The following is a 20,887-nucleotide window of genomic DNA, read 5'->3' on the forward strand; positions in this document are numbered from 1 at the left end:
TACTTTCCTCCATCTTCTTCATCAGGATCAATTAAATAAAATTATCCTGTTTATCAAATTCACTTAAAACAATTTCACCCCAGCTCTTTCCAGTGTACTCACGATCGTGTCATCCGGAAATTCATCTGTAACGATTCCGCTGATATCATCAAAATACGCAAACTTATAAGAATCATTAAAATAAAACTTTTCTCTCTCCATAACGACATATTTATGTCTGCTGCTGTGCATAGCCGCCTTCTTTGTCAATCCGTCCTCTACCCCCAATGTAGTAATTGCACAATCGGTCATGTCCACACCGCAGCTTCCTATAAATGCACGGTCAAAACTATATTGCTTCATCACTTCTATGGCCGCAGCCCCCATAAAACCATTCACTGTCCGGTACATTGTCCCCCCGGTACCAATAGCAGTGATCGATGGATTTGTAGCAAGGATCTGCAGAATATCGATCATATTGCTGACAACTACCACTCTCATATTTGACGCAGCAAGAAGCTTTGCCAATTCTATATTTGTGGTAGAAATATCCAGGAAAATCGTCTCATTATTCTTGATCAGCTTAAATGCTTTCGCCGCAATTGCTTTCTTTTTGTCAAGGTTATAATGGCGTCTGTCTACTACATCTCTTTCCAGCGGATAATCCTGTGAAAGAATCGCTCCACCGTAGGTTCTCTTTAACTTTCCGGCGTTTTCGAGAATTTTGAGGTCTTTACGGATACAGTCCTCTGTAACCTGAAACTTCTCACTTAATTCCTTAACCTTGACCTTTCCGTTTTCACGAAGACATTTCTCTATTGCGCTTTGTCTTTCCTCAGTAAACATAGCCCCTTCTTTCCTCATCTCTTTATGATGATCCTTTATATTTTGTCCTGACCAGATATCTGTAAATCACATCTCTGATTCAATACTACTGTTTATTCCGTAAGTTCAGGATAATGACATTTTACAATATGTCCGGGTGCAATTTCAACAGGTGTGGGCACTTGTGTCTTACATTTTTCTGTACAATGCGGGCATCGTGTATGGAACAGACATCCACTTGGCGGATTGCTTGGACTTGGAAGATCACCTTTTAATGTGATACGTTCCTTTGTCAGATCCGGATCCGGGATCGGCACTGCAGAGAGGAGTGCTCTGGTATATGGATGTCTTGGATTTGCATAAAGCTCTTTCTTTGGTGCTGTCTCTACGATCGTACCAAGGTACATAACACCAATTCTGTCTGAGATCATCTCAACAACACTCAGGTCATGAGAAATGAACAGGTAGGTAAGATTAAAATCTTTCTGCAGCTGCTGCAGAAGGTTCAGTACCTGTGCCTGAATGGAAACATCAAGTGCTGATACAGGCTCATCTGCAATGATCAGCTTTGGCTGTACAGTCAGTGCTCTGGCGATTCCGATACGCTGACGCTGGCCGCCTGAGAATTCATGAGGATAACGTTCTCCGTGAGATGGGCTTAAACCTACGGTTCCCAGAAGTTCATGAACCTTCTTAAGTCTCTCACCTGCACTCATATTTGTATGGATCAGAAGCGGCTCACCGATAAGATCCTGAACCTTCATTCTTGGATTCAGGGAACCATATGGATCCTGGAATACCATCTGGATGTCAGAACGTAAAGAACGCATTTCCTTCTCAGTAAGTTTGGAAATCTCTTTTCCCTCAAACCAGATCTCGCCGGAATCCGGTATGATCAGATGATCGATCAGTTTACCTGTGGTAGACTTTCCACAACCAGACTCTCCTACCAGAGAGAAGGTTTCGCCCGGATAAATATCAAAAGATACATCATTTACAGCATGGACAAGTTTCTTCTTGCTGAACATTCCTCCGTTCGCCTGGAATGTTTTTTTCATATTTTTTACTGATAATAAGGGCTCGCTCACTGGTTATGCCTCCTTTCCACTCTTGTTCAGCAGATGACATCTGCATTTTCTTGTGCCTGCCTCATTGATGCTTACAAGCTCCGGCTCCTGCAGATGGCAGATATCCGTCGCATATTTACATCTCGGTGCAAATTTACATCCCTTGGGCATCACAGACAGATCCGGTACACTTCCCGGGATAGACGGCAGGGATTCCACACCGCTTCCAAGCTTTGGCACAGAACCGATCAGACCCTGTGTATATGGATGCTTAGGATCTGCAAACAGGTCATGTACAGGTGCCTCTTCCACAATACGTCCCGCATACATAACAACAACTCTGGAACACATTTCTGCCACAACACCAAGGTCGTGTGTGATCATCAGGATACCTGTATTTTTCTTGGCTCTGATCTCCTCCATCAGCTCCAGGATCTGTGCCTGAATCGTAACGTCAAGAGCTGTTGTAGGCTCATCTGCGATCAGAAGCTCCGGCTCACAGGACATTGCCATAGCGATCATAACACGCTGGCACATACCGCCTGAAAGCTGATGCGGGTAACTCTTCAGTGTCATATCCGGCTCAGGGATACCTACAGATTTCAGTACCTCAAATGCTCTGTTGTGTGCTTCTTCTTTTGAGAAATTATTGTGAAGAAGGATTGCTTCTGTCAGCTGTTTCTCAATTCTCATACATGGATTCAGAGAGTTCATAGGCTCCTGGAAGATCATGGCAACTTCACGTCCTCTGATCTTTCTCATACCTTTTTTATCTTCCTTGAGAAGATCCTTCCCATTGAGCAGGATCTCTCCGTTGGAAATCTTACTGTTTCGTGCCAGAAGTCCCATAACTGAAAGGGATGTTACAGATTTACCGCATCCTGACTCTCCTACCAGACCAAGGATCTCACCTGGCTGGATAGAAAAACTTACGTTATTGACTGCTGTCACCCATGTCTTATCTCTTTTAAACTCCGTGCGGAGATTCTTTACTTCTAATAATTTTTCTGCCATGGCTTCTTCCTCCTAGTTCATCTTTGGATCCAGGGTATCTCTGAGACCGTCGCCCAGCAGGTTAAATGCCAGAACTGTAAGGAAGATCAGAATACCAGGGAACAGTACCATATGAGGAGCTGTGTTCAGATAGTTACGTCCTGTGGAAAGCATGGAACCCCAGTCAGGCTCTGTAACATTCGCACCAAATCCCAGGAAACTTAAGGATGAAGCTGCAAGAATCGCAGTACCTACACGCATTGTAAAGTTAACGATCATGGACTGGATAGTTCCGGGGAAAATGTGTACAAACAGAATTCTCATATTTGAACATCCCAGAGAACGGGCTACTTCCACATAAGGAGCCTGTTTTACGGAAATCGTAGCACTTCGTATGATTCGCGCAAATGACGGCACTGTAAATACCGCAACAGCGATCATAACGTTCACCATACCCTGTCCGATGATAGCAACAACTGCGATTGCAAGAAGGATATCAGGGAAAGCAAAAAGTACATCACAGCATCTCATGATCAGAGAATCTATAATTCCTCCATAGAAGCCTGCGATCAGTCCAAGGACAACACCAAGGGCTGTACCGATAATGGTAGCTGTCAGCGCACATGTCAGGGAAAGTCTGGTACCGACCATCAGACGTGAAAATACGTCCTGTCCGTATTCATTGGTTCCCCAGATATGAGCTGCGCTGGGTCCCTGCATCATAGCTGTGTAATCAGGTGCCTGAGGATCATACGGAACTACATACGGTCCTATGATCGCCATCAAAATAATAAAAACAATAAATGCCAGAGAAATCACTGCTGTTTTTCTCTTCATGAATTTCTTTACAAATTCTTTGAACTTGCTCTGTGCCTTAGGGAGTTCTTCGGCAGCAGCAAGGTTAATAGTTGATGTTGTATTCTTATCTGCCATCTTCTCTCCTCCTCTATTCATAACGTACTCTTGGGTTAATTACGCCATAAAGAACATCTACGACCAGGTTGATCAGGATATATTCTGTAGCAAAGAACAGAAGCAGTGCCTGAACTACCTTGTAATCTCTAAGCTGGATGGAGTCAACAAGAAGACGTCCAAGACCAGGGATAGAGAATACAGTCTCAGCCATAACAGATCCGGAAAGAAGACCACCGATCTGAAGTCCAGCTACTGTTACGATCTCGATCAGAGAGTTCTTAAATGCATGACGCATAACTACCAGTGATTCAGAGAGACCTTTTGCACGTGCTGTACGCACATAATCCTCACGCATTGTCTCAAGCATGGAGGATCTGGAGAATCTGGCAAGTACAGCCATGATTCCTGCTCCCATTGTGAGTGATGGAAGAATATAGCTCTTCCAGGTCTCCAGTCCGCTAGTTGGAAGCCATCCCAGGCCTACTGAAAAAAGCTGGATCAATTCCAGACCTAACCAGAAACTTGGAACAGATATACCTGCAATTGCTATTACCATACCTACATAATCAAGGATCCTGCCATGAAAAACAGCTGCGATGATACCGATAGCAATACCGATGATTGCTGCCCAGATCATGGATGAAAAAGTCAGCATAATAGTTGGTTTCAGTCTTGGTGCGATTGTTTCTGCTACTGTTTTACCGTTTTTAATAGAATTTCCAAGATCTCCTGTAAAAAGACCTTTCATATACTGACCATACTGTACAAGTAACGGCTCATCAAGTCCCAGCTGTTCACGTACAACTGCTACGTCTTCCTTTGTTGCATCCTGGCCGGCTATCAGTCGTGCCGGATCACCAGGGATCATATGGATAAACATAAATACTACAAATGAGATAACCAGAAGCAGCGGGATCGTGCTTACCAAACGTTTACCTAAATAACGTCCCATAGTTTTCCTCCTTATCATTTATATTGATTCTTTTCCTGTATTTCAGTTTTTTATTACCGGAAATCCGGTTATTTTTACTTAAGAATGTGTTTGAAAAAGGTTTTAGAATCAGAGAACTGCCATAGTAAAGCTTATGGCAGTTCTCCTGATTGAACATCTTTGTTATTACTGTGCTAAAGTTGCATTTGCGAAGTTGAATGCTCCGTCCGGAGATACATATACACCAGACAGGTAAGATTTTGTAGAGTAGATAATCTGGTCGTTACCGAGGAACAGCCATGGGCAAGCTTCCCATGCGATTTTCTGAGCATCGCCATAATATTTAGCCTGTTCTTCTTCATTTGCAGTTGCAAGACCTTCATCCAGATCTTTGTCAAAGTCAGCATCGTTGAAGTATGCTGTATTTGCACTGGTTGGAGGACACATGGAGCTGTAGAGCAGAGAACGTAAGGAACCATCCATTGTGAAGTCAGATGCGGACCAGTTTACATACCACATATTGATCTCAGCTTCATCTTTGTCAACATAGATCTTATCACCTACTGTTGCAGGCTCCATCGGCTGAACCTCTACTTCAATACCGATCTGAGCAAGCTGCTGGGAAATAAATGTCATACCTTTGATTTCCTGAGTTGTGTTATCACCCCAGAGTGTAAGCTTGAAGCCATCTTCGTATCCTGCTTCTTTCATAAGCTCTTTTGCTTTTTCCACATCATATGTGTAAGCTTCCTGCTCTTCGTATCCACCGATGATAGACGGAACTACAGATGTAGCAGGTTTTCCGTATCCTGAATACATTAACTGGATATATGCATCTTTATCAATTGCATAGTTCATAGCCTGACGTACTTTTACATCAGAAAGCTGTTCCAGATCCATATTCAGAGTTACATATCTCATGATGTTTGAATCTGCTGTAAGAATGTTAACGTCATCTGTTCCTTTGATTGCTTCAATCTGATCAGATGGTGTAGGATAAATGAAGTCTGCCTCACCTGTCTGAAGCATAGCTGTACGTGCACCTGCTTCCGGAACTTCTCTGATTGTTACTGTATCAACGCCTGGTTTCTCTCCCCAGTACTCTTCGTTGCGTGCAAAGCTTGTGTGATCTCCTTCTTCCCATTCTGTACATACATATGGGCCTGTTCCGCATGGATGATTCATGATATCATTGCCATACTCTTCAAGAGCTGCCGGGCTGATCATACAGAACTGTGTCAGACGGTTGATAAATGGAGCCCATGCTTTTGCCAGTTTGATAACTACTGTGTAATCATCCGGTGTTTCAATACTCTCTACACGAGAAGTTTCAGAACCGTCTGCATTAGCAATGATAAAGGTTCTTCTCTGACGAAGGTTATTGTCCTTGTCAACTACACGGTCATAGTTTGCTTTGAATGCTGCTGCATTAAAGTCTGTTCCGTCCTGGAACTTAACACCCTGACGAAGCTTAAAAGTATAGGTAAGGGAATCATCGGAAATTTCCCAGGATTCAGCCAGTTTTCCTACCAGCTCCTGATTGTCATCGAAAGAAACTAATGTTTCATATACACCACGTGTAGCAGAAATTGCATTTGTGTCCGGAATGTTTGCCGGGTCCATGGAACTTACGCTTCCTTCAATAGCGATCACCAGATCATTGTCAGATGATTTGGAATCTTCATTTGTGGCTTTAACGATATAGCCATTCTCATCTGCTGCGAAAGCTGTTGCTGACATGGAAACTGCCATTGCGCCTGCAAGTGCTGCTGCCAAAACTTTTTTGTACATTTTCATAGTTTTTTCTCCTTTTCTCTCTGTACATTGTTGATTAGTTACAATCGTGCAGTTAATTTTAGGTACAAAAAAAGTGTTTCTATATTTTTGTCTTAACTTGAGTTCAAGTATAGCAGTATGCCATCGTATTGTCAATTATTTTATCGTATTTTATATCACTTTGTTGGTATTGTACCAATAAATATGGATATTTTTGGCATAAATCACCATAAATCAATCCGTAATCATTCTTGTTTATTATTATTTTGTCGATTTTATCTTCTTATTACAATTCACCGTCACTTCACCGAAAACACTTATGCAAAGTATTTTTCCAACTGACTGATAAAATTCTCAGGCACTTTTCGTTCAAAGGGGAAGTTTTCCCTGTTTCCCAACTCCTCTGCAATATATCCCAGAAGGATCGCACTTCTCTCCAATGACCAGTCTGACAGTAACGCAATGGTATCATGACGGGTATGCATACCAAAACCATCCCTGTTTAAAGTCATAGCCGGAATTCCCTTCCTCGCAAAGGTGTTGGAATCGCTTCCCCATATCTGATTCTTCACTGACATTCCAATCCCGATTTCCTGTGCCATATGAGTAATCAGCTCACAGACAGAAATATCTGCTGTTACTCCCACAACAGTTCCTCCTACGAGCTGTCCGGCCAGATCCACATTCATATTAAAGCGATGAGCTGCCAGTTCCTTCTCATGAACCCTGATATAATTCTGGCTTCCCAGAAGGCCCTTTTCCTCTGCCCCAAACCATACAAACTCAATCGTTCTGCGCGGTCTGTATGACTTAAAATATCTACAGAGTTCCATAATAATAGCTCCGCCTGCCATATTGTCATAAGCTCCCGGTCCCTCAGGCACAGAATCATAATGTGCAGTAAGAGTCAGGATTTCTTCCCCTTTATCAGTTCCTTCTATGCGCGCTACCACATTACGAGAAGTACGTGTGATGATTTCCTGCCGGACAGTCAGACATACCTGGGATGCACCTTTAGTAACCAGTTCTACTGCATCCTTATAGTGAATGCTGATTCCCGGCATTCTTTTACTGTATTTTTCGGCTTCTTTCTCTATGTCTTCAAGAACCTGCTGATCTTTTTCTCCTTGCAGATTTCTGGGCAGACTGTAGGCACGTGGAGTCAGATCAACTCCTTCATCCAGCGGTGTTCCCGCTATACTGATAAATCCAACTGCTCCGGCTTGCTGCAGCTTCTGATACATTTCTACTCTCACCACTTCATTGACCATTACAATTTTTCCCTTTGCATAGGAAAGATTGATATCATCTCCATTTTCCGCATACAAGAAAGCCGCCTCTGTCCCCTCTTCTGTGGTATTTCCGCATCTACCATATCCGGTCACTGTATATTCCTTTCTGTATGGCTTTGTAACGGTCAGTGTTGCCTTTTTTATCTGAAAAGCAGAAAAGGCAAATTCCTCCAGATGACTCTCCACCCCAAAACTTCCCAACTCTGCTCTGATCCGCTCTGCTGCTTTTGCCTCGCCTTCTGTTCCTGCCTCCCTGATATAATCAAAATCTGCCAGAAACTCCATCTGACGTTTTCCGCTGATTTCCTTTGTATTCATAATACTATACCCTCTCTGATCTCATACTTATTTTTTAACCGGTGTTATCTTTTACATTATAATCATATATAACGATGTTCTGCAATCCCAAAAAGCAAACAATCCCCGGAAACCATTTCCGGCCTCCGGGGATTGTTCACACATCATCATCGTCCAATATAAATATTTTTTGTATCTTTTTTCTCAATTACTTCGTAAACGCTGCTTATATATTGTTTTTATAAAACGATCTTTCTCATAATATTTTCTTTTCTTCTTCCATGGAAACCAGATGATTTCAATATATATGCAGCGTTAAAAGTTTTTCAGGATTTTTATTTTCTCCTTCGTTTCCATATACCGATTATATCACGAACCTTCCATCTATAACCTTTATCGACATAAATAGACATAGTTTGCTACATATTTAGCACCTTTTATTGTTACTGTTTCCAAAAACACAAGGAACAGTGACTATTGCACAATTCGACATTTAGCAGTATGATAATTCCATGTATTTCACCAAATATTTCCATATACAAAAGGAGTCCCAACCATGAATCTTGCTATCTGTGAAGACAATCCACAGCATTACAAAATCATCTGCTCCATTCTCAGGGATTTACCGGAAAACACTTTTATCAGTCTGTAAAAGATTCCCTTGCTTTTATGAAACTTGTACATCACAAAGAGGTAGAATCATGAGCGAAACTGTCATTAATCTTTTCCTGGATATTCTTGCAGCCGTTTATACCAATTTTGCAATCCTTTATTTTTCCAGACGGCTCCTTCCTGTGAGGAATAAAATCTCACTGTTTTTCCTGCTGTTCCTTTTCACTTTACCCATGAGCCTGTGCTTCTTGATGAAGAGAAGCGCCCTCAGCGGAGAATTTACACTCCTGATTCAAATTCTTATCCTGGGTTGTGTTTTTATTGGATTCCATGCCTCTTTTCTGCAAAAACTGGCTGTTTATTTTATTTTCGTACTATTAGAAACCTGTGCAGAGATCGTTGCTTCCAGCGTTTTTCTTCAGATCCATAATCTGCTGTTCCCCACTGTCATATATACTCCCTCCACTCTGAGATCCCAGTGCTCCCCTGTAGAATTCCTGATCATCCAATTCTTCAATATGGCTCTTGGATTATTCCTGATGAAAAAAGTGGCCCATATTTTGCAGCAGTGTTTCAGCTACCTCAAAGCCGTCACTTTCTTTGAACTACTTTCTCCTGTCATCCTTCCGGCACTGGCCAATAACCTGCTGGCACTTCCATGCTCCCTTTTTCTTAAAATCTTTTTCTGCATTTTGTATTGGATATTATGTATACTGGGATCTTTTCTGTTTTATGGGGCAATCTGCACCTTGCGCCTTCAACATGAAAAGCATATCTGCCATCAGCAGGAGGCTCTTCTTCTGAAGGAGCAGTTAAATACATCTAAAACCCTAAGTGCAGAATATGCCAGCCTGCGTAAATGGAATCACGATATAGAGAATCACCTGTTTTCTCTGTCATATCTGATAAATACCCAAAATTACATCGAAGCAGACAAATATCTGGGATCTGTGCTTTACCAGAAAGCAGCTCCCAGTCATACTTTTGAAAAAACAGATTCACCATCCGCAGACTTTACAGCAAATCCTTCCCAAAATCAGTTCCGGTCAACCCCTCTGCTTTTCATCAGCACTTTTCTGTTTCAGCTTACTTATTTCCTGGCCACACTTTACCCCCAGGAAACCAGCCTGGAATTTTTTATCCTGGGAGTTCTTCTGGTTTTTATCTGCATCATTTTCTACCAAACACTAAATGACCAGTTAAAAAAAATCCAGCTAGCTTCTCAGTTCTCCATGCTCCAAAAACAGCATCAGATGGAGCAGGAGCAGATGGAGCATCTTCATTTCCGCACAGAAGAAACTTATACACTGCAGACAAAAACGAAGTCTGCCCTAACACATATCCAGAACTTATTAAGCAATCACAAATATTCGGAAGCAGCCGCTGCCCTTGATCGTTTCAGCCATGCTTTTCAGAAGGAACGTTTTCATCCTTATTGTCAGGATAACCTGATACAGGCAATTCTGGAGGGAAAGAAACTTCGGGCAGAACAGTATCATATTCAGGTTTCTTATGAAATATTTCTGCCTGATAAACTTTCCATAGAGATCACAGATCTGTGCAGTGTATTTTTTAACCTGATGGACAATGCCATAGAAGCCTGTCTCCAGTCCGACAGCCAGAAACCTTTTATCCGTCTATCCACAGAATTTTCCGGAGAATGTCTGTCCATCTATCTTCATAATACCAAGAATCCGGAACTGATTTTTAACCATCAGACTACCAAAAAGGAATCTTACAATCCCTTACCCTCCCATGGATTTGGACTGTCTATCATAGAGGATATCTGCCGGAAATATGACGGAGCTTACCAGTGGCTTGACCGCACAGACCACTTTGACTCCATTGTACTGCTGAAACTTTTATGAGTGCTCAGGCATTTCCTGTCCATTTTTGTATTTGACATCCCAGTTTGATTCTCTCATAATAGAAATAACAAACCTGTCAACAAATATATCTTATTGAGAAATGGAGATTTTTTCCATGATGATCACTCCTCAAATTGAAGTCGATGATACCCTGAAAGAGTTAAGCTCTCACGGCTCCTTCGAACTTCCCATAGAAACCTATACAGACAACTGCCAGATCTTCCATTCTCTCTACAACCACTGGCATGACGAGATGGAACTGATCTATATTGAATCCGGCAGCGGACTGGTCCGTCTGAATAAAGAGATCCTCCGTGTCAAGGCCGGTGACCTGATCATTGTAAACCGTGGAGTTCTCCATGGCATAAAAACAGATCTGAAGAATATCCTTTATTTCAGGAGTATTGTTTTTGACCTGAATTTCCTGTCCGGTCCAGCAGGAGATTTATGTCAGGAACGTGTCATTTCCCTGCTGATGGAAAATCAGGCGGAATTTACCCATATTATTTCCAGATCTGATGACAATTACGGGAATATCTGCCTGCTTTTTGACAAGATCCATACCTGCCATAAAGAAAAAAAGCCATATTATTTCGTAAAATTAAAGGCTCTGTTCTTCAGCTTTTTCTACGAAATGCTCATGGGAAATTACATCACTCCCGCAGATAAGGAAGAGAACAAGAGTCTTGCTTCTATTAAGAAAATCCTGGACTACATCAACCTCAATTATTCACAGTCACTGACCGCTGCAGAGCTTACTGCACTCTCCAATTACAGTGAATACTACTTTATGAAACTGTTTAAGCAATATACCGGCAAGACCCTGATTGCCTACATTAACGACCTACGCATTGAGAAATCAAAACCTCTGCTTCTGCACTCTGATTCCTCTGTCACAGAGATTGCACTGGAAGTAGGCTTCAATAACACCAGCTACTTCATTAAGAAGTTCCAACAGGCAACCGGAATGTCCCCTCATAAGTTTCGCAGAAACCTGTCATAAAATCGCAATTTTGTTGTATTTTTTCAGATTGACTGCTGATATAGTTATAGATGTCAGCAGGAAAGCTTCTCCTGCCGGCAAAACCATACACAATTCAAAATATCAGAAATCTATAACAACTCATACAAAACACATATTCATTTTCAGAAAGGGAGATTACGATGGAAAATTTAGAAAAACTCATCTATGACCTGTATAAGAAAAACGCACGCCAGTGCACAAATGAAGAAATTTACAATGCATTATTAATTTATACCAAAAATCAGCTCTTCGAAAAAGGCTATCAGGACGGAAAGAAGAAAATTTATTATATTTCCGCAGAGTTCCTGATCGGTAAATTATTATCCAATAACCTGATCAACCTGGGAATCTATGATGATGTTGCTGCATTCTTAAAAGAGAATGGAAAAGCTATCGCTGACATCGAAGAAGTGGAACCGGAACCATCTCTTGGAAACGGTGGTCTTGGACGTCTGGCAGCATGCTTCCTGGATTCCATCGCAACTCTCGGTCTTCCGGGCGAAGGTATTGGTCTGAATTATCATCTGGGTCTTTTCAAACAGCTCTTTGAAAACAGACTTCAGAAGGAAACTCCGAACCCATGGATTGAAGAACACAGCTGGCTTACACCTGCAGGTGTTTCCTATACTGTACCGTTCCGAGGATTTTCACTGAAATCTTCCCTGTACGATATCGATGTTGCAGGCTACAATAACAAATCCATCCATCTGCACTTATTTGACATTGATCTGGCAGATGAATCCATGGTTCACGATGGAATTTCCTTTAACAAAAAGGACATCCTTCACAACCTGACACTGTTCCTGTATCCGGATGACAGTGATGATGACGGACGTAAGCTCCGTATCTTCCAGCAGTATTTCATGGTATCCAATGCCGCTCAGTTCATCCTGGACGAAGCAACAAAGAAAGGCTGCAACCTTCATGACCTTGCAGACTACGCAGTGATCCAGATCAACGATACTCACCCAAGTATGGTCATTCCGGAACTGATCCGTCTCCTGACAGAGCGCGGAATCGACTTCGACGAAGCTGCTGAGATTGTATCCAAAGTATGTGCTTACACAAACCATACCATCCTCGCAGAAGCTCTGGAAAAATGGCCGATGGACTACCTTCTTGATGTAGTTCCTCACCTTGTACCGATTATCGAAAAGCTGGATGAGAAAATCAAAGCAAAATATCCACAGGAAAATGTAGCCATCATTGACAAAAATAATCTGGTTCACATGGCACATATGGATATCCACTATGGATTCTCCATCAACGGTGTTGCTGCCCTGCATACAGAAATCCTGAAAACAAGCGAGCTGAAAGCTTTCTATGATATTTATCCGGAGAAATTCAATAACAAGACTAACGGTATCACATTCCGCCGCTGGTTAATGCACTGCAATCATCCGCTGACAGACTATATTACCTCTCTGATCGGTGATGAGTTTAAAACAAATGCAACTGCACTGGAAAATCTCCTGAAATATAAGGATGATGACGCAGTTCTGAACAAGCTTCTTGAGATCAAAACAGAAGCTAAGAAAACCTGTAAAGAATTTATCCTGTCCAACACAGGTGTTGAAATTGATGAGAACAGCATCTATGATATCCAGATCAAACGTCTCCATGAGTACAAACGCCAGCAGTTAAACGCTCTGTACATCATCAGCAAATATCTGGAAATCAAGGGTGGAAAGAAACCATCTCAGCCTGTAACCTTTATCTTCGGTGCAAAAGCAGCTCCTGCTTATGTAATCGCAAAGGATATCATTCATCTTCTGCTTACACTTCAGGATCTTATCAAAGATGATCCAGAAGTTGCACCATACATGAAGCTTGTTATGGTTCAGAACTACAATGTATCTGCAGCTGAGAAATTATTCCCTGCATGCGATATTTCTGAGCAGATCTCCCTGGCTTCCAAAGAAGCAAGCGGTACAGGTAACATGAAGTTCATGCTGAACGGTGCTGTTACTCTGGGAACTATGGACGGCGCTAATGTTGAGATCAGTGAACTGGTCGGTGAAGATAATATCTATATCTTCGGTGAATCCAGTGAGAAAGTTATCGAGCATTACGAGAAAGCAGACTACTGCTCCAGAGATATCTATGAAAATGACAAACGCATCAAAGAATGTGTTGACTTCATTGTAAGTGAAAAGATGCTGGCACTTGGCCACAAGGAAAATCTGGAAAGACTGCACCACGAACTGGTAAGCAAAGACTGGTTCATGACACTGCTTGACTTCAACGATTATGTTGAGAAAAAAGATCAAGCACTGGCTGATTATGTCGACAGAAAAGCATGGGCTAAGAAGATGCTGGTTAACATTGCAAAAGCCGGATTCTTCTCTTCTGACAGAACTATCGAACAGTACAACAACGATATCTGGCACCTGACACCGGCAAAATAATCCAATATATTTTGTGATTGTATAAAAATCCATAAAAATTCAACAGCAGGCATTGTATATTCGCGCTGGAATATACAATGCCTGCTGTTTTATATATCTTTATAATAGGATGGCGAGATCACATCTGCCTCTTTACAGGAACAACCGTTCTCATAACAGTCGCAGCAGTCACAGTTAGAACAATACATATGAGTGTCCGGTATATAGAAAAGGCCACCATAGAGAGGGGAAGTCCTCAGTTCCCTGGACTGGGTTTTGCTGTTTGCAAAATGGATTCCATTGGAAATCATCATATTTTCAGGCTCATATCCGGAGAAATTAAAATAATGATCCTGGGTTCCGTGGTGAGGAACCTTGATACACCAGTAATGTTCATATAACGGCCACTTCCCGTCATAATTATCTGCGATCATTTGCATATGCTCCGGCTGCACATCGCCGGTAAACAAAAGATTCAGCTCTCCATCCCTTGCATTCTGAAAAACAATGCTGATCTTATGCTTAAACTGACGCAAATTCACCTGATTCCTGTTTAGCCAGGTAAGCAGCTCCTTAAATTCAGGAAGAGCTTTGATCCTGCGAAATTCACGCTCATACACATATGCCCTGATATTTTTCTGATTATTCTCTAAAAGTACTTTTCCCTTATCTGTCATCGACCAGATAATCTGTCTCAGCTTTTCCGCAAAATCCAACAATACGTCCATAATCTCCGGAAATTTTTCTTTCAGCAGATCATAAACTTCATTCGTTTCCCGCTGTGTCACATAAGCGTCCGGCCATAAGGCCTGATATTTTTCCTCAAATATTTTCCCCCTGCCCAAAAGCTCCACAGTCTGGGTCTGTCTCTCAAGCAAGGCATCTATCAACGCAAATAAGCTGACCTGCCGGCTTGGAAGACAGGAATCCTTAACCAGATCTGCCAGCAAAAGCAGCACCAGCGTCCTGCTCATTTTTTCCTCAGAAAAGACATCCGGCAAATAAATTTTCCCAAAATCAAAGGAACTGTCCTTATTTTTCATCATATAGAGAAGCCCTGACAGGTGATCCATATGAAAATGCGTCAACAATAAATTTTTACATTCTATGGTAGATAAATCCGATATGATCAGATCAAAGATCTCACGTCTGGGTCTGCCTTCTATCCTGCTGTTATTCGTTCCGAAATCCACCAACAGGCTCTTTTTTCTGTCCCGGAGACAATAACAGTCTCCGAACCCTACATTATACATTCGTATTTTCATTGCTTTTCCTTTTGTAAGTATTGAATTAATTCTATAGTAATTGTAATATAGGAAATTTGAAAATGCAACCTCACAAATAACTATTGTCTGGCCTGAGATTAACTATTATAATAGCAATCAGTAAGTTGTATCCGAAAAAATAGAAATCTGTCCATTGGGACAAATAAGAAATGGAGCGATCATACATATGACAAAGCAGGATTTAGCCCTTGAGGTGATCAGACGATTAAAAAAAGAATATCCGGATGCAGATTGCACCCTGGATTATGATGATGCATGGAAACTGCTGGTAAGCGTACGGCTGGCTGCACAGTGTACAGATGCCCGGGTAAATGTAGTGGTACAGGATCTGTATGCCAGATATCCGGATGTAGCAGCCCTTGCAGAGGCAACCCCGGAGGAAATTGAAGAAATTGTACGCCCCTGCGGTCTGGGAAAAAGCAAGGCCAGGGATATTAATGCCTGTATGAAGATTCTCCATGAACAATACAATGACAAAGTACCGGAAGATTTTAATGCCCTGCTGAAGCTTCCGGGGGTAGGAAGAAAAAGTGCCAACCTGATCATGGGAGATGTATTCGGCAAACCGGCAATCGTGACCGACACTCACTGTATCCGTCTGTCCAATCGGATCGGGCTGGTCCATGATCTGAAGGATCCTAAAAAAGTGGAAATGGAGTTGTGGAAAATCATTCCTCCGGAAGAAGGCAATGATCTCTGCCACCGGCTGGTCAATCACGGCCGGGAAGTATGTACTGCCCGTACAGCTCCATACTGTGACAAATGCTGTCTCAATGATATCTGTGAAAAGAACGGGGTATAAATCAGAGAACTTCTATTATCCCATCCGCTTTCAGAAGCCTCTCCTGCGCATTCCACCGCTTAATTCGCGGACAGGCTTCTGCCAGATATAAGTGAGCGCCACAGCTCTTCACTGGCCGGAGCTATTTATGCTCCACACAATACACGCCTTTTCGCACCAGCCACAGGAAGCACCATAAGAAAAGAAATAAAATAAATAATCCGCTCTATTACGTTAAGTTGACTATAACATACTTTCAGTTTTTTTGCTCCAGACTTGCAAAAAATAATTCATAAAAATCATCTTCTCCCTCCAGCTTAGGCGAATTCTCTCCGCCGCCATTAGTACTTCGGCGCATGGTTGCATAAAATTCCTCCCCTGCTGTGATCAGATCCATTTCATAAATTTCATATCCCAATTCCCGACATTTACTGCAAAAAGCAGCCAGTGGATGTGTATCCTTCCTGGTATTCATCAGTTCCTGCCGAATTTTCTCATCCTTTAATGCCATTTCCCGTAATTCATCAAGCATTGCTCCAATTTCCATTTTGTCCTCCTCGTCAGATTTGCAGTTTGTTCAGGTAACCTTTATGAAACAGTTAACTCATAATAAAAAATATACTGCTGCATCACCCCTTTACAGTCACGATATCTCCTGTTTGGAAATCCTCTTTTGTAATGTTCCTCCAACACCTGCCGAATATGTGTATCTACAGGAAAAGCCTCCAGCTGATGCAGTCCAAACAGGCAGATACAGTCAGCTACCTTTTCTCCCACTCCATATAGCTGCAAAAGCTCTTTGCGGGCTCTTTGATATTTCATATCATATAGTTTGTCCGGATCAAAATCTCCAAATACCACCCTTCTGGCAGTATCCAGCACATATTTGGCACGATATCCCAGGTTACACTCCTGCAGCTGCTCCTCAGTAGCCTTTGCCAATGCCTGTGCTGTGGGAAAAGCATAATATTCCACACCTGTGCTGCTTATCTTTTTCTCTCCAAATTCCCGGCAGATATTTTCAATACATTTTTTGATCCTGGTAATATTATTCTGCTGGGAAATAAGGAAAGAAATGATCACTTCCCAAAGATCCTGCTGTAAAATCCGGATACCGCTTCCCATCTCACCGGCAGCTTTCAGATATTTATCCCTTGGATTGATCCTGTTTATGTATTTCCCATAATCACAGTCCAGATCGAAATAGCGAATCCAGAATACAACAAAGTCCAGTTCCGGACAGAAGAAATTAACGATCCCCTTCTCCTGTGTCAGCTCCAGATACATATCTCCGGCGATCACCCGATATCTGTTTTCCCCGATCTGCTCCATCCGGAAACACTGTCCTGACCTGCAGATCTGTCCCAGGTCAAAATTGTCCATTTCAATTGTCAGCATAGCTTGATCTCCCATCAGATTACCACTTGGCAATTCTTTTTATCACTTGATGAATGTATGAATGTATTATATACTATTTCCTGTGTAAACGTAAACCAAAACACATAAAAATATGATTCCTTTATATAATAAACACAGGAGAAAATCATAACATTACATTATAACTTTTGAGAGGAGCTAAGCTTATGAAATTTATATATCCTGCGGTTTTCCGCAAAAATGAATCCGGCAGATATCATGGATTCTTCCCTGATCTGGCATGCTGCGAGGCAGAGGGAGACTCTCTGGAGGATGCCATTGACAATGCCAATGATGCTGCTTACAACTGGATCTATGCAGAACTTATGGAAGACGAAATGGATCTTCCCCCTGTTTCTGATGAATCCGACCTGACACTTCAGGAAGGGGACGTTGTGCGTAACATCCAGGTTACCATCCGTATGTATGACGGGTGGGATGAATAACCTGCCGGTTATCCCTGAAAAACGGTCAGGCTTCCTGGATCCTGTCCCGAAATCTTAATATTAAAAATACAGATATAAACTCCCATATGTTATAATCAGATAAACATAACTCTTTACTCCGTAAAAAATACTGATTATCATCTGCGGAGTTTTATTTTTTCTCACAATTCTTCAAAAGGAGGAGATTTTATGAAGATGAAAGGTTTAAAAAAATTACTTGTGAGCCTGGGACTTTGCGCTGTTCTGACTGTTGGCATGTCCACAGCTGCCTTTGCCGATTCCACTGAAGCCATCCTGGCTCCCGCACCGGAGGAAAGCAGTATTCCGGAAGCACCTGTACTTTCCACTGAAGAGGTTGACAATGCCACCTATGTAGGCTCAACCTCCAATATTGTCCAGACTGCCGCTACCGAAACTTCTATTTCTCTTGCCTGGAACAAAGTAGAAGGGGCTACCAAATATACCATCCGGATCAAATCCAGCAATGGTGCAGACAGCTACAAGGTTCTCGGTACCACTTCCAAAACCAAATGCAAAATTAACAAGCTGAAACCCGGAAAGGCATACACAGTTGCCATCCTTGCAGGCAATGACTCTGAAGAATCCACCACTGTCACCACGATCATCTGTGCTACATTATACAAATCCGTTGGTATTAAAACCTCCTATTCTTCAGACAAGGGATACACCTTCAACATGAAAACCGTAACACCTTATAATGCAATCACAGGATACAAAGTAGCATATACCAGCTACAAGACCAAGAAAACAACAACCAAATTTTACAATAACCGCTACACCTTCACACTTCCGTTACAGAAGGATGCCTTCTATAAAGTAGAGATTTATCCATATCTTACTTTACAGGGCAAGAAATTTGTCAGCACTACCCCAACTACCAGATATGTAGCCAAGGGTATCGTACCTAAAAAAGCCGGCAACACACGAAACAGCATGACCATCAAATGGAACAAGGTGGCCGGTGCCCAGAGCTATACGGTTTATGTCAAATATCCCGGCAACAGCTCCTACAAAAAGGCTGCAACAACCAGTGCCAATTCCTTCCGCTTAAATAACATGACTCTTGGCACCCGCTATTACGTCAAGATCGCAGCAAACAAAAAAGTAGGAAAAAAGACCTGGCAGTCCGACAAAAATTCTGCATATTATCTTTATCTCCGCCGGGTATGATTCTTTTACAACCAAGGCTTGACAGATATAACAAACAAGAATATACTAAAAAAACAGATAAATGGGGAGCTTGTAACAGCAGGCTGAGAGGAAGTCTTCAACTTCGACCCTTATACCTGATTTGGATAATGCCAACGTAGGGAAATTAACCGTAGTTCTGTCCATAATAATGACAGCTGCGATTAAATTTAAGTTCTTCGGGACTGCTATACGCTTGTTGGCGCATTGCAGTCCCTATTTTTTTCGGCAGACCGGGGGCACCACTCTCTGCCAGGCTATTTGTAGCAGATTAATAACTATCATACGAATATGCGCAGGTGCAAGTCCCTATAAAATAGGGGGCGCAATTCATTTCAGCTTACTGCATACAACAGAAGAAGGCAGTAACAGGCCCGCAGTGCAGGGCAAGGAGGAAAAAATGACACAGTACACAACACAGATGGACGCAGCCCGTCGCGGAATCATCACACCACAGATGGAAATCGTGGCAGAAAAAGAACACTTTGACGTAGAAGAATTAAGAGAACTGATTGCAAAAGGACAGGTAATCATTCCCTGCAACAAAAATCACAAAAGTATCAGTCCAAGTGGTGTCGGTGCAAAACTGACTACCAAGATCAATGTAAATTTAGGTGTTTCCAGAGACTGGAAAGACGTTGATATGGAATATGAAAAAGTACATTCTGCAGTAGAAATGGGAGCAGAAGCCATCATGGACCTCAGTTCCTACGGAGATACCAGAAGCTTCCGCCGCAAGCTTACCTCTGAATGTCCGGCAATGATCGGTACTGTTCCGATCTATGATGCAGTTGTATATTATCACAAAGCACTTGGCAAGATCACTTCCGAAGAGTGGATTGATATTGTACGTATGCACGCAGAAGACGGTGTGGATTTCATGACGATCCACTGCGGTATGAACCGTGCCACTGCTGCTCGTTTCAAACAGAATAAACGTCTCATGAATATCGTTTCCAGAGGCGGTTCCATCATGTTTGCATGGATGGAAATGACAGGAAAAGAGAACCCGTTCTATGAGCATTTTGATGAGATCCTGGATATCTGCCAGGAATATGATATCACCTTAAGTCTGGGTGATGCATGTCGTCCGGGATGCCTTGCAGATGCAACAGATACTGCTCAGATTGAAGAGCTGATCACCCTTGGCGAGCTTACAAAACGCGCCTGGGAGAAGAATGTACAGGTTATGATCGAAGGACCCGGACATATGCCGATGAACCAGATCGCAGCCAATATGGAAATCCAGAAAACACTGTGCCACGGTGCTCCTTTCTATGTACTTGGACCTCTTGTAACAGATGTTGCTCCCGGATATGACCACATTACTTCTGCCATCGGCGGCGCTATCGCAGCCTATTCAGGAGCTTCCTTCCTCTGCTATGTAACACCGGCAGAACATCTTCGTCTGCCTAATGCAGCTGATGTAAAAGAAGGAATTATTGCAGCTAAAATCGCAGCTCACGCAGCAGATATTGCTAAGGGAGTTCCTGGCGCAGCTGACTGGGATTACAAGATGAGCGAAGCAAGAAAACGTCTTGACTGGGAAGAAATGTTCAGACTCAGCATGGATCCGGAAAAGGCAAGACGCTATCGTGCAGAAGCAAAACCGGAGAAAGAAGACACCTGCAGTATGTGCGGAAACTTCTGTGCTGTTAAAAATACCAACCGTATTCTGGACGGAGAGATTGTTACCATTTTTGATGAATAATCCTCCAAAAGATCCAAACAGAAAATCATAATCACATAAATATAAAAAGCCGCATTTTCACAGGCACCATAT

Annotated in this window: 17 protein-coding genes and 1 riboswitch; of the genes, 7 read left to right on the forward strand and 10 right to left on the reverse strand. The window is 42.3% G+C overall.

Annotation, left to right across the window (positions count from 1 at the left end):
- Nucleotides 1-63: 63 nt before the first annotated feature.
- From H8Z82_RS06515 to H8Z82_RS06545, 7 genes are all read right to left on the reverse strand, one after another.
- A complete protein-coding gene (locus tag H8Z82_RS06515) occupies nucleotides 64-843 on the reverse strand; it encodes a DeoR/GlpR family DNA-binding transcription regulator (protein WP_330607874.1) in 780 nt (259 codons plus the stop codon).
- 74 nt (nucleotides 844-917) lie between these two features.
- Nucleotides 918-1,892: an ABC transporter ATP-binding protein gene (locus tag H8Z82_RS06520; protein ID WP_019160478.1), complete on the reverse strand. Its 975-nt coding sequence runs from the start codon at nucleotides 1,890-1,892 to the stop codon at nucleotides 918-920.
- Between the two features lie 3 nt (nucleotides 1,893-1,895).
- On the reverse strand, nucleotides 1,896-2,885 hold the full coding sequence (locus H8Z82_RS06525; protein WP_186994632.1) for an ABC transporter ATP-binding protein: 990 nt from the start codon (nucleotides 2,883-2,885) through the stop codon (nucleotides 1,896-1,898).
- A 12-nt stretch (nucleotides 2,886-2,897) separates the two neighbouring features.
- On the reverse strand, nucleotides 2,898-3,797 hold the full coding sequence (locus H8Z82_RS06530) for an ABC transporter permease (protein ID WP_186994633.1): 900 nt from the start codon (nucleotides 3,795-3,797) through the stop codon (nucleotides 2,898-2,900).
- A 13-nt stretch (nucleotides 3,798-3,810) separates the two neighbouring features.
- The gene (locus H8Z82_RS06535; protein ID WP_186994634.1) at nucleotides 3,811-4,731 is read right to left on the reverse strand and encodes an ABC transporter permease; all 921 of its coding nucleotides are present in this window, start codon (nucleotides 4,729-4,731) and stop codon (nucleotides 3,811-3,813) included.
- Nucleotides 4,732-4,896: 165 nt separating this feature from the next.
- On the reverse strand, nucleotides 4,897-6,507 hold the full coding sequence (locus H8Z82_RS06540; RefSeq protein WP_019160474.1) for a glutathione ABC transporter substrate-binding protein: 1,611 nt from the start codon (nucleotides 6,505-6,507) through the stop codon (nucleotides 4,897-4,899).
- Nucleotides 6,508-6,803: 296 nt separating this feature from the next.
- Nucleotides 6,804-8,096: a M28 family metallopeptidase gene (locus tag H8Z82_RS06545; RefSeq protein WP_026076861.1), complete on the reverse strand. Its 1,293-nt coding sequence runs from the start codon at nucleotides 8,094-8,096 to the stop codon at nucleotides 6,804-6,806.
- Between the two features lie 680 nt (nucleotides 8,097-8,776).
- On the opposite strand from H8Z82_RS06545, the gene H8Z82_RS06550 reads away from it, so the two are divergent.
- From H8Z82_RS06550 to H8Z82_RS06560, 3 genes are all read left to right on the forward strand, one after another.
- Nucleotides 8,777-10,555: an ATP-binding protein gene (locus H8Z82_RS06550; protein WP_186994635.1), complete on the forward strand. Its 1,779-nt coding sequence runs from the start codon at nucleotides 8,777-8,779 to the stop codon at nucleotides 10,553-10,555.
- Between the two features lie 100 nt (nucleotides 10,556-10,655).
- Nucleotides 10,656-11,558, forward strand: coding sequence for an AraC family transcriptional regulator (locus H8Z82_RS06555; RefSeq protein WP_243176409.1), 903 nt, complete (start codon nucleotides 10,656-10,658; stop codon nucleotides 11,556-11,558).
- Nucleotides 11,559-11,719: 161 nt separating this feature from the next.
- Nucleotides 11,720-13,987 (forward strand): glycogen/starch/alpha-glucan phosphorylase, encoded by a 2,268-nt coding sequence (locus H8Z82_RS06560; protein WP_019160462.1) that lies wholly within the window; start codon nucleotides 11,720-11,722, stop codon nucleotides 13,985-13,987.
- A gap of 89 nt (nucleotides 13,988-14,076) precedes the next feature.
- Here H8Z82_RS06560 and H8Z82_RS06565 read toward each other — a convergent pair whose 3' ends face one another.
- A complete protein-coding gene (locus H8Z82_RS06565) occupies nucleotides 14,077-15,219 on the reverse strand; it encodes an MBL fold metallo-hydrolase (RefSeq protein WP_186994655.1) in 1,143 nt (380 codons plus the stop codon).
- 199 nt (nucleotides 15,220-15,418) lie between these two features.
- Between H8Z82_RS06565 and H8Z82_RS06570 the strand changes: the two genes are divergently transcribed.
- The gene (locus tag H8Z82_RS06570; RefSeq protein ID WP_019160460.1) at nucleotides 15,419-16,054 is read left to right on the forward strand and encodes an endonuclease III domain-containing protein; all 636 of its coding nucleotides are present in this window, start codon (nucleotides 15,419-15,421) and stop codon (nucleotides 16,052-16,054) included.
- A gap of 235 nt (nucleotides 16,055-16,289) precedes the next feature.
- Here the strand turns inward: H8Z82_RS06570 and H8Z82_RS06575 are convergent, their stop codons facing one another.
- Nucleotides 16,290-16,580, reverse strand: a complete 291-nt coding sequence (locus tag H8Z82_RS06575) for a hypothetical protein (protein WP_019160459.1) — start codon at nucleotides 16,578-16,580, stop codon at nucleotides 16,290-16,292.
- Nucleotides 16,581-16,621: 41 nt separating this feature from the next.
- Nucleotides 16,622-17,431, reverse strand: a complete 810-nt coding sequence (locus H8Z82_RS06580) for a DNA-3-methyladenine glycosylase family protein (RefSeq protein WP_186994636.1) — start codon at nucleotides 17,429-17,431, stop codon at nucleotides 16,622-16,624.
- Nucleotides 17,432-17,616: 185 nt separating this feature from the next.
- On the opposite strand from H8Z82_RS06580, the gene H8Z82_RS06585 reads away from it, so the two are divergent.
- The 3 genes from H8Z82_RS06585 to thiC all read left to right on the forward strand — a co-directional run bounded on the left by H8Z82_RS06585 (nucleotide 17,617) and on the right by thiC (nucleotide 20,815).
- Complete coding sequence (locus H8Z82_RS06585; protein ID WP_019160457.1) at nucleotides 17,617-17,895, forward strand: type II toxin-antitoxin system HicB family antitoxin; 279 nt, start codon at nucleotides 17,617-17,619, stop codon at nucleotides 17,893-17,895.
- Nucleotides 17,896-18,084: 189 nt separating this feature from the next.
- The gene (locus H8Z82_RS06590) at nucleotides 18,085-19,086 is read left to right on the forward strand and encodes a fibronectin type III domain-containing protein (protein WP_186994637.1); all 1,002 of its coding nucleotides are present in this window, start codon (nucleotides 18,085-18,087) and stop codon (nucleotides 19,084-19,086) included.
- Nucleotides 19,087-19,138: 52 nt separating this feature from the next.
- A riboswitch (TPP riboswitch) is annotated at nucleotides 19,139-19,247 on the forward strand.
- A 257-nt stretch (nucleotides 19,248-19,504) separates the two neighbouring features.
- Entirely contained in the window at nucleotides 19,505-20,815 is a 1,311-nt protein-coding gene (gene thiC / locus H8Z82_RS06595) for a phosphomethylpyrimidine synthase ThiC (RefSeq protein ID WP_186994638.1), read from the forward strand.
- The last annotated feature ends 72 nt before the right edge of the window (nucleotides 20,816-20,887 follow it).

The sequence above is a fragment of the Blautia difficilis genome (assembly GCF_014297245.1).
In the GTDB taxonomy this organism is placed as follows: domain Bacteria; phylum Bacillota; class Clostridia; order Lachnospirales; family Lachnospiraceae; genus Blautia_A; species Blautia_A difficilis.

Bases quoted from the DNA above. Each gene is read 5' to 3' on its own strand.
- H8Z82_RS06530 (WP_186994633.1), bottom strand. From the start codon at position 3,797: ATGGCAGATAAGAATACAACATCAACTATTAACCTTGCTGCTGCCGAA.
- H8Z82_RS06565 (WP_186994655.1), bottom strand. From the start codon at position 15,219: ATGTATAATGTAGGGTTCGGAGACTGTTATTGTCTCCGGGACAGAAAA.
- H8Z82_RS06590 (WP_186994637.1), top strand. From the start codon at position 18,085: ATGAAGATGAAAGGTTTAAAAAAATTACTTGTGAGCCTGGGACTTTGC.
- H8Z82_RS06535 (WP_186994634.1), bottom strand. From the start codon at position 4,731: ATGGGACGTTATTTAGGTAAACGTTTGGTAAGCACGATCCCGCTGCTT.
- H8Z82_RS06515 (WP_330607874.1), bottom strand. From the start codon at position 843: ATGAGGAAAGAAGGGGCTATGTTTACTGAGGAAAGACAAAGCGCAATA.
- H8Z82_RS06585 (WP_019160457.1), top strand. From the start codon at position 17,617: ATGAAATTTATATATCCTGCGGTTTTCCGCAAAAATGAATCCGGCAGA.
- H8Z82_RS06570 (WP_019160460.1), top strand. From the start codon at position 15,419: ATGACAAAGCAGGATTTAGCCCTTGAGGTGATCAGACGATTAAAAAAA.
- H8Z82_RS06540 (WP_019160474.1), bottom strand. From the start codon at position 6,507: ATGAAAATGTACAAAAAAGTTTTGGCAGCAGCACTTGCAGGCGCAATG.
- H8Z82_RS06560 (WP_019160462.1), top strand. From the start codon at position 11,720: ATGGAAAATTTAGAAAAACTCATCTATGACCTGTATAAGAAAAACGCA.
- thiC (WP_186994638.1), top strand. From the start codon at position 19,505: ATGACACAGTACACAACACAGATGGACGCAGCCCGTCGCGGAATCATC.
- H8Z82_RS06545 (WP_026076861.1), bottom strand. From the start codon at position 8,096: ATGAATACAAAGGAAATCAGCGGAAAACGTCAGATGGAGTTTCTGGCA.
- H8Z82_RS06525 (WP_186994632.1), bottom strand. From the start codon at position 2,885: ATGGCAGAAAAATTATTAGAAGTAAAGAATCTCCGCACGGAGTTTAAA.
- H8Z82_RS06575 (WP_019160459.1), bottom strand. From the start codon at position 16,580: ATGGAAATTGGAGCAATGCTTGATGAATTACGGGAAATGGCATTAAAG.
- H8Z82_RS06550 (WP_186994635.1), top strand. From the start codon at position 8,777: ATGAGCGAAACTGTCATTAATCTTTTCCTGGATATTCTTGCAGCCGTT.
- H8Z82_RS06580 (WP_186994636.1), bottom strand. From the start codon at position 17,431: ATGCTGACAATTGAAATGGACAATTTTGACCTGGGACAGATCTGCAGG.
- H8Z82_RS06555 (WP_243176409.1), top strand. From the start codon at position 10,656: ATGGAGATTTTTTCCATGATGATCACTCCTCAAATTGAAGTCGATGAT.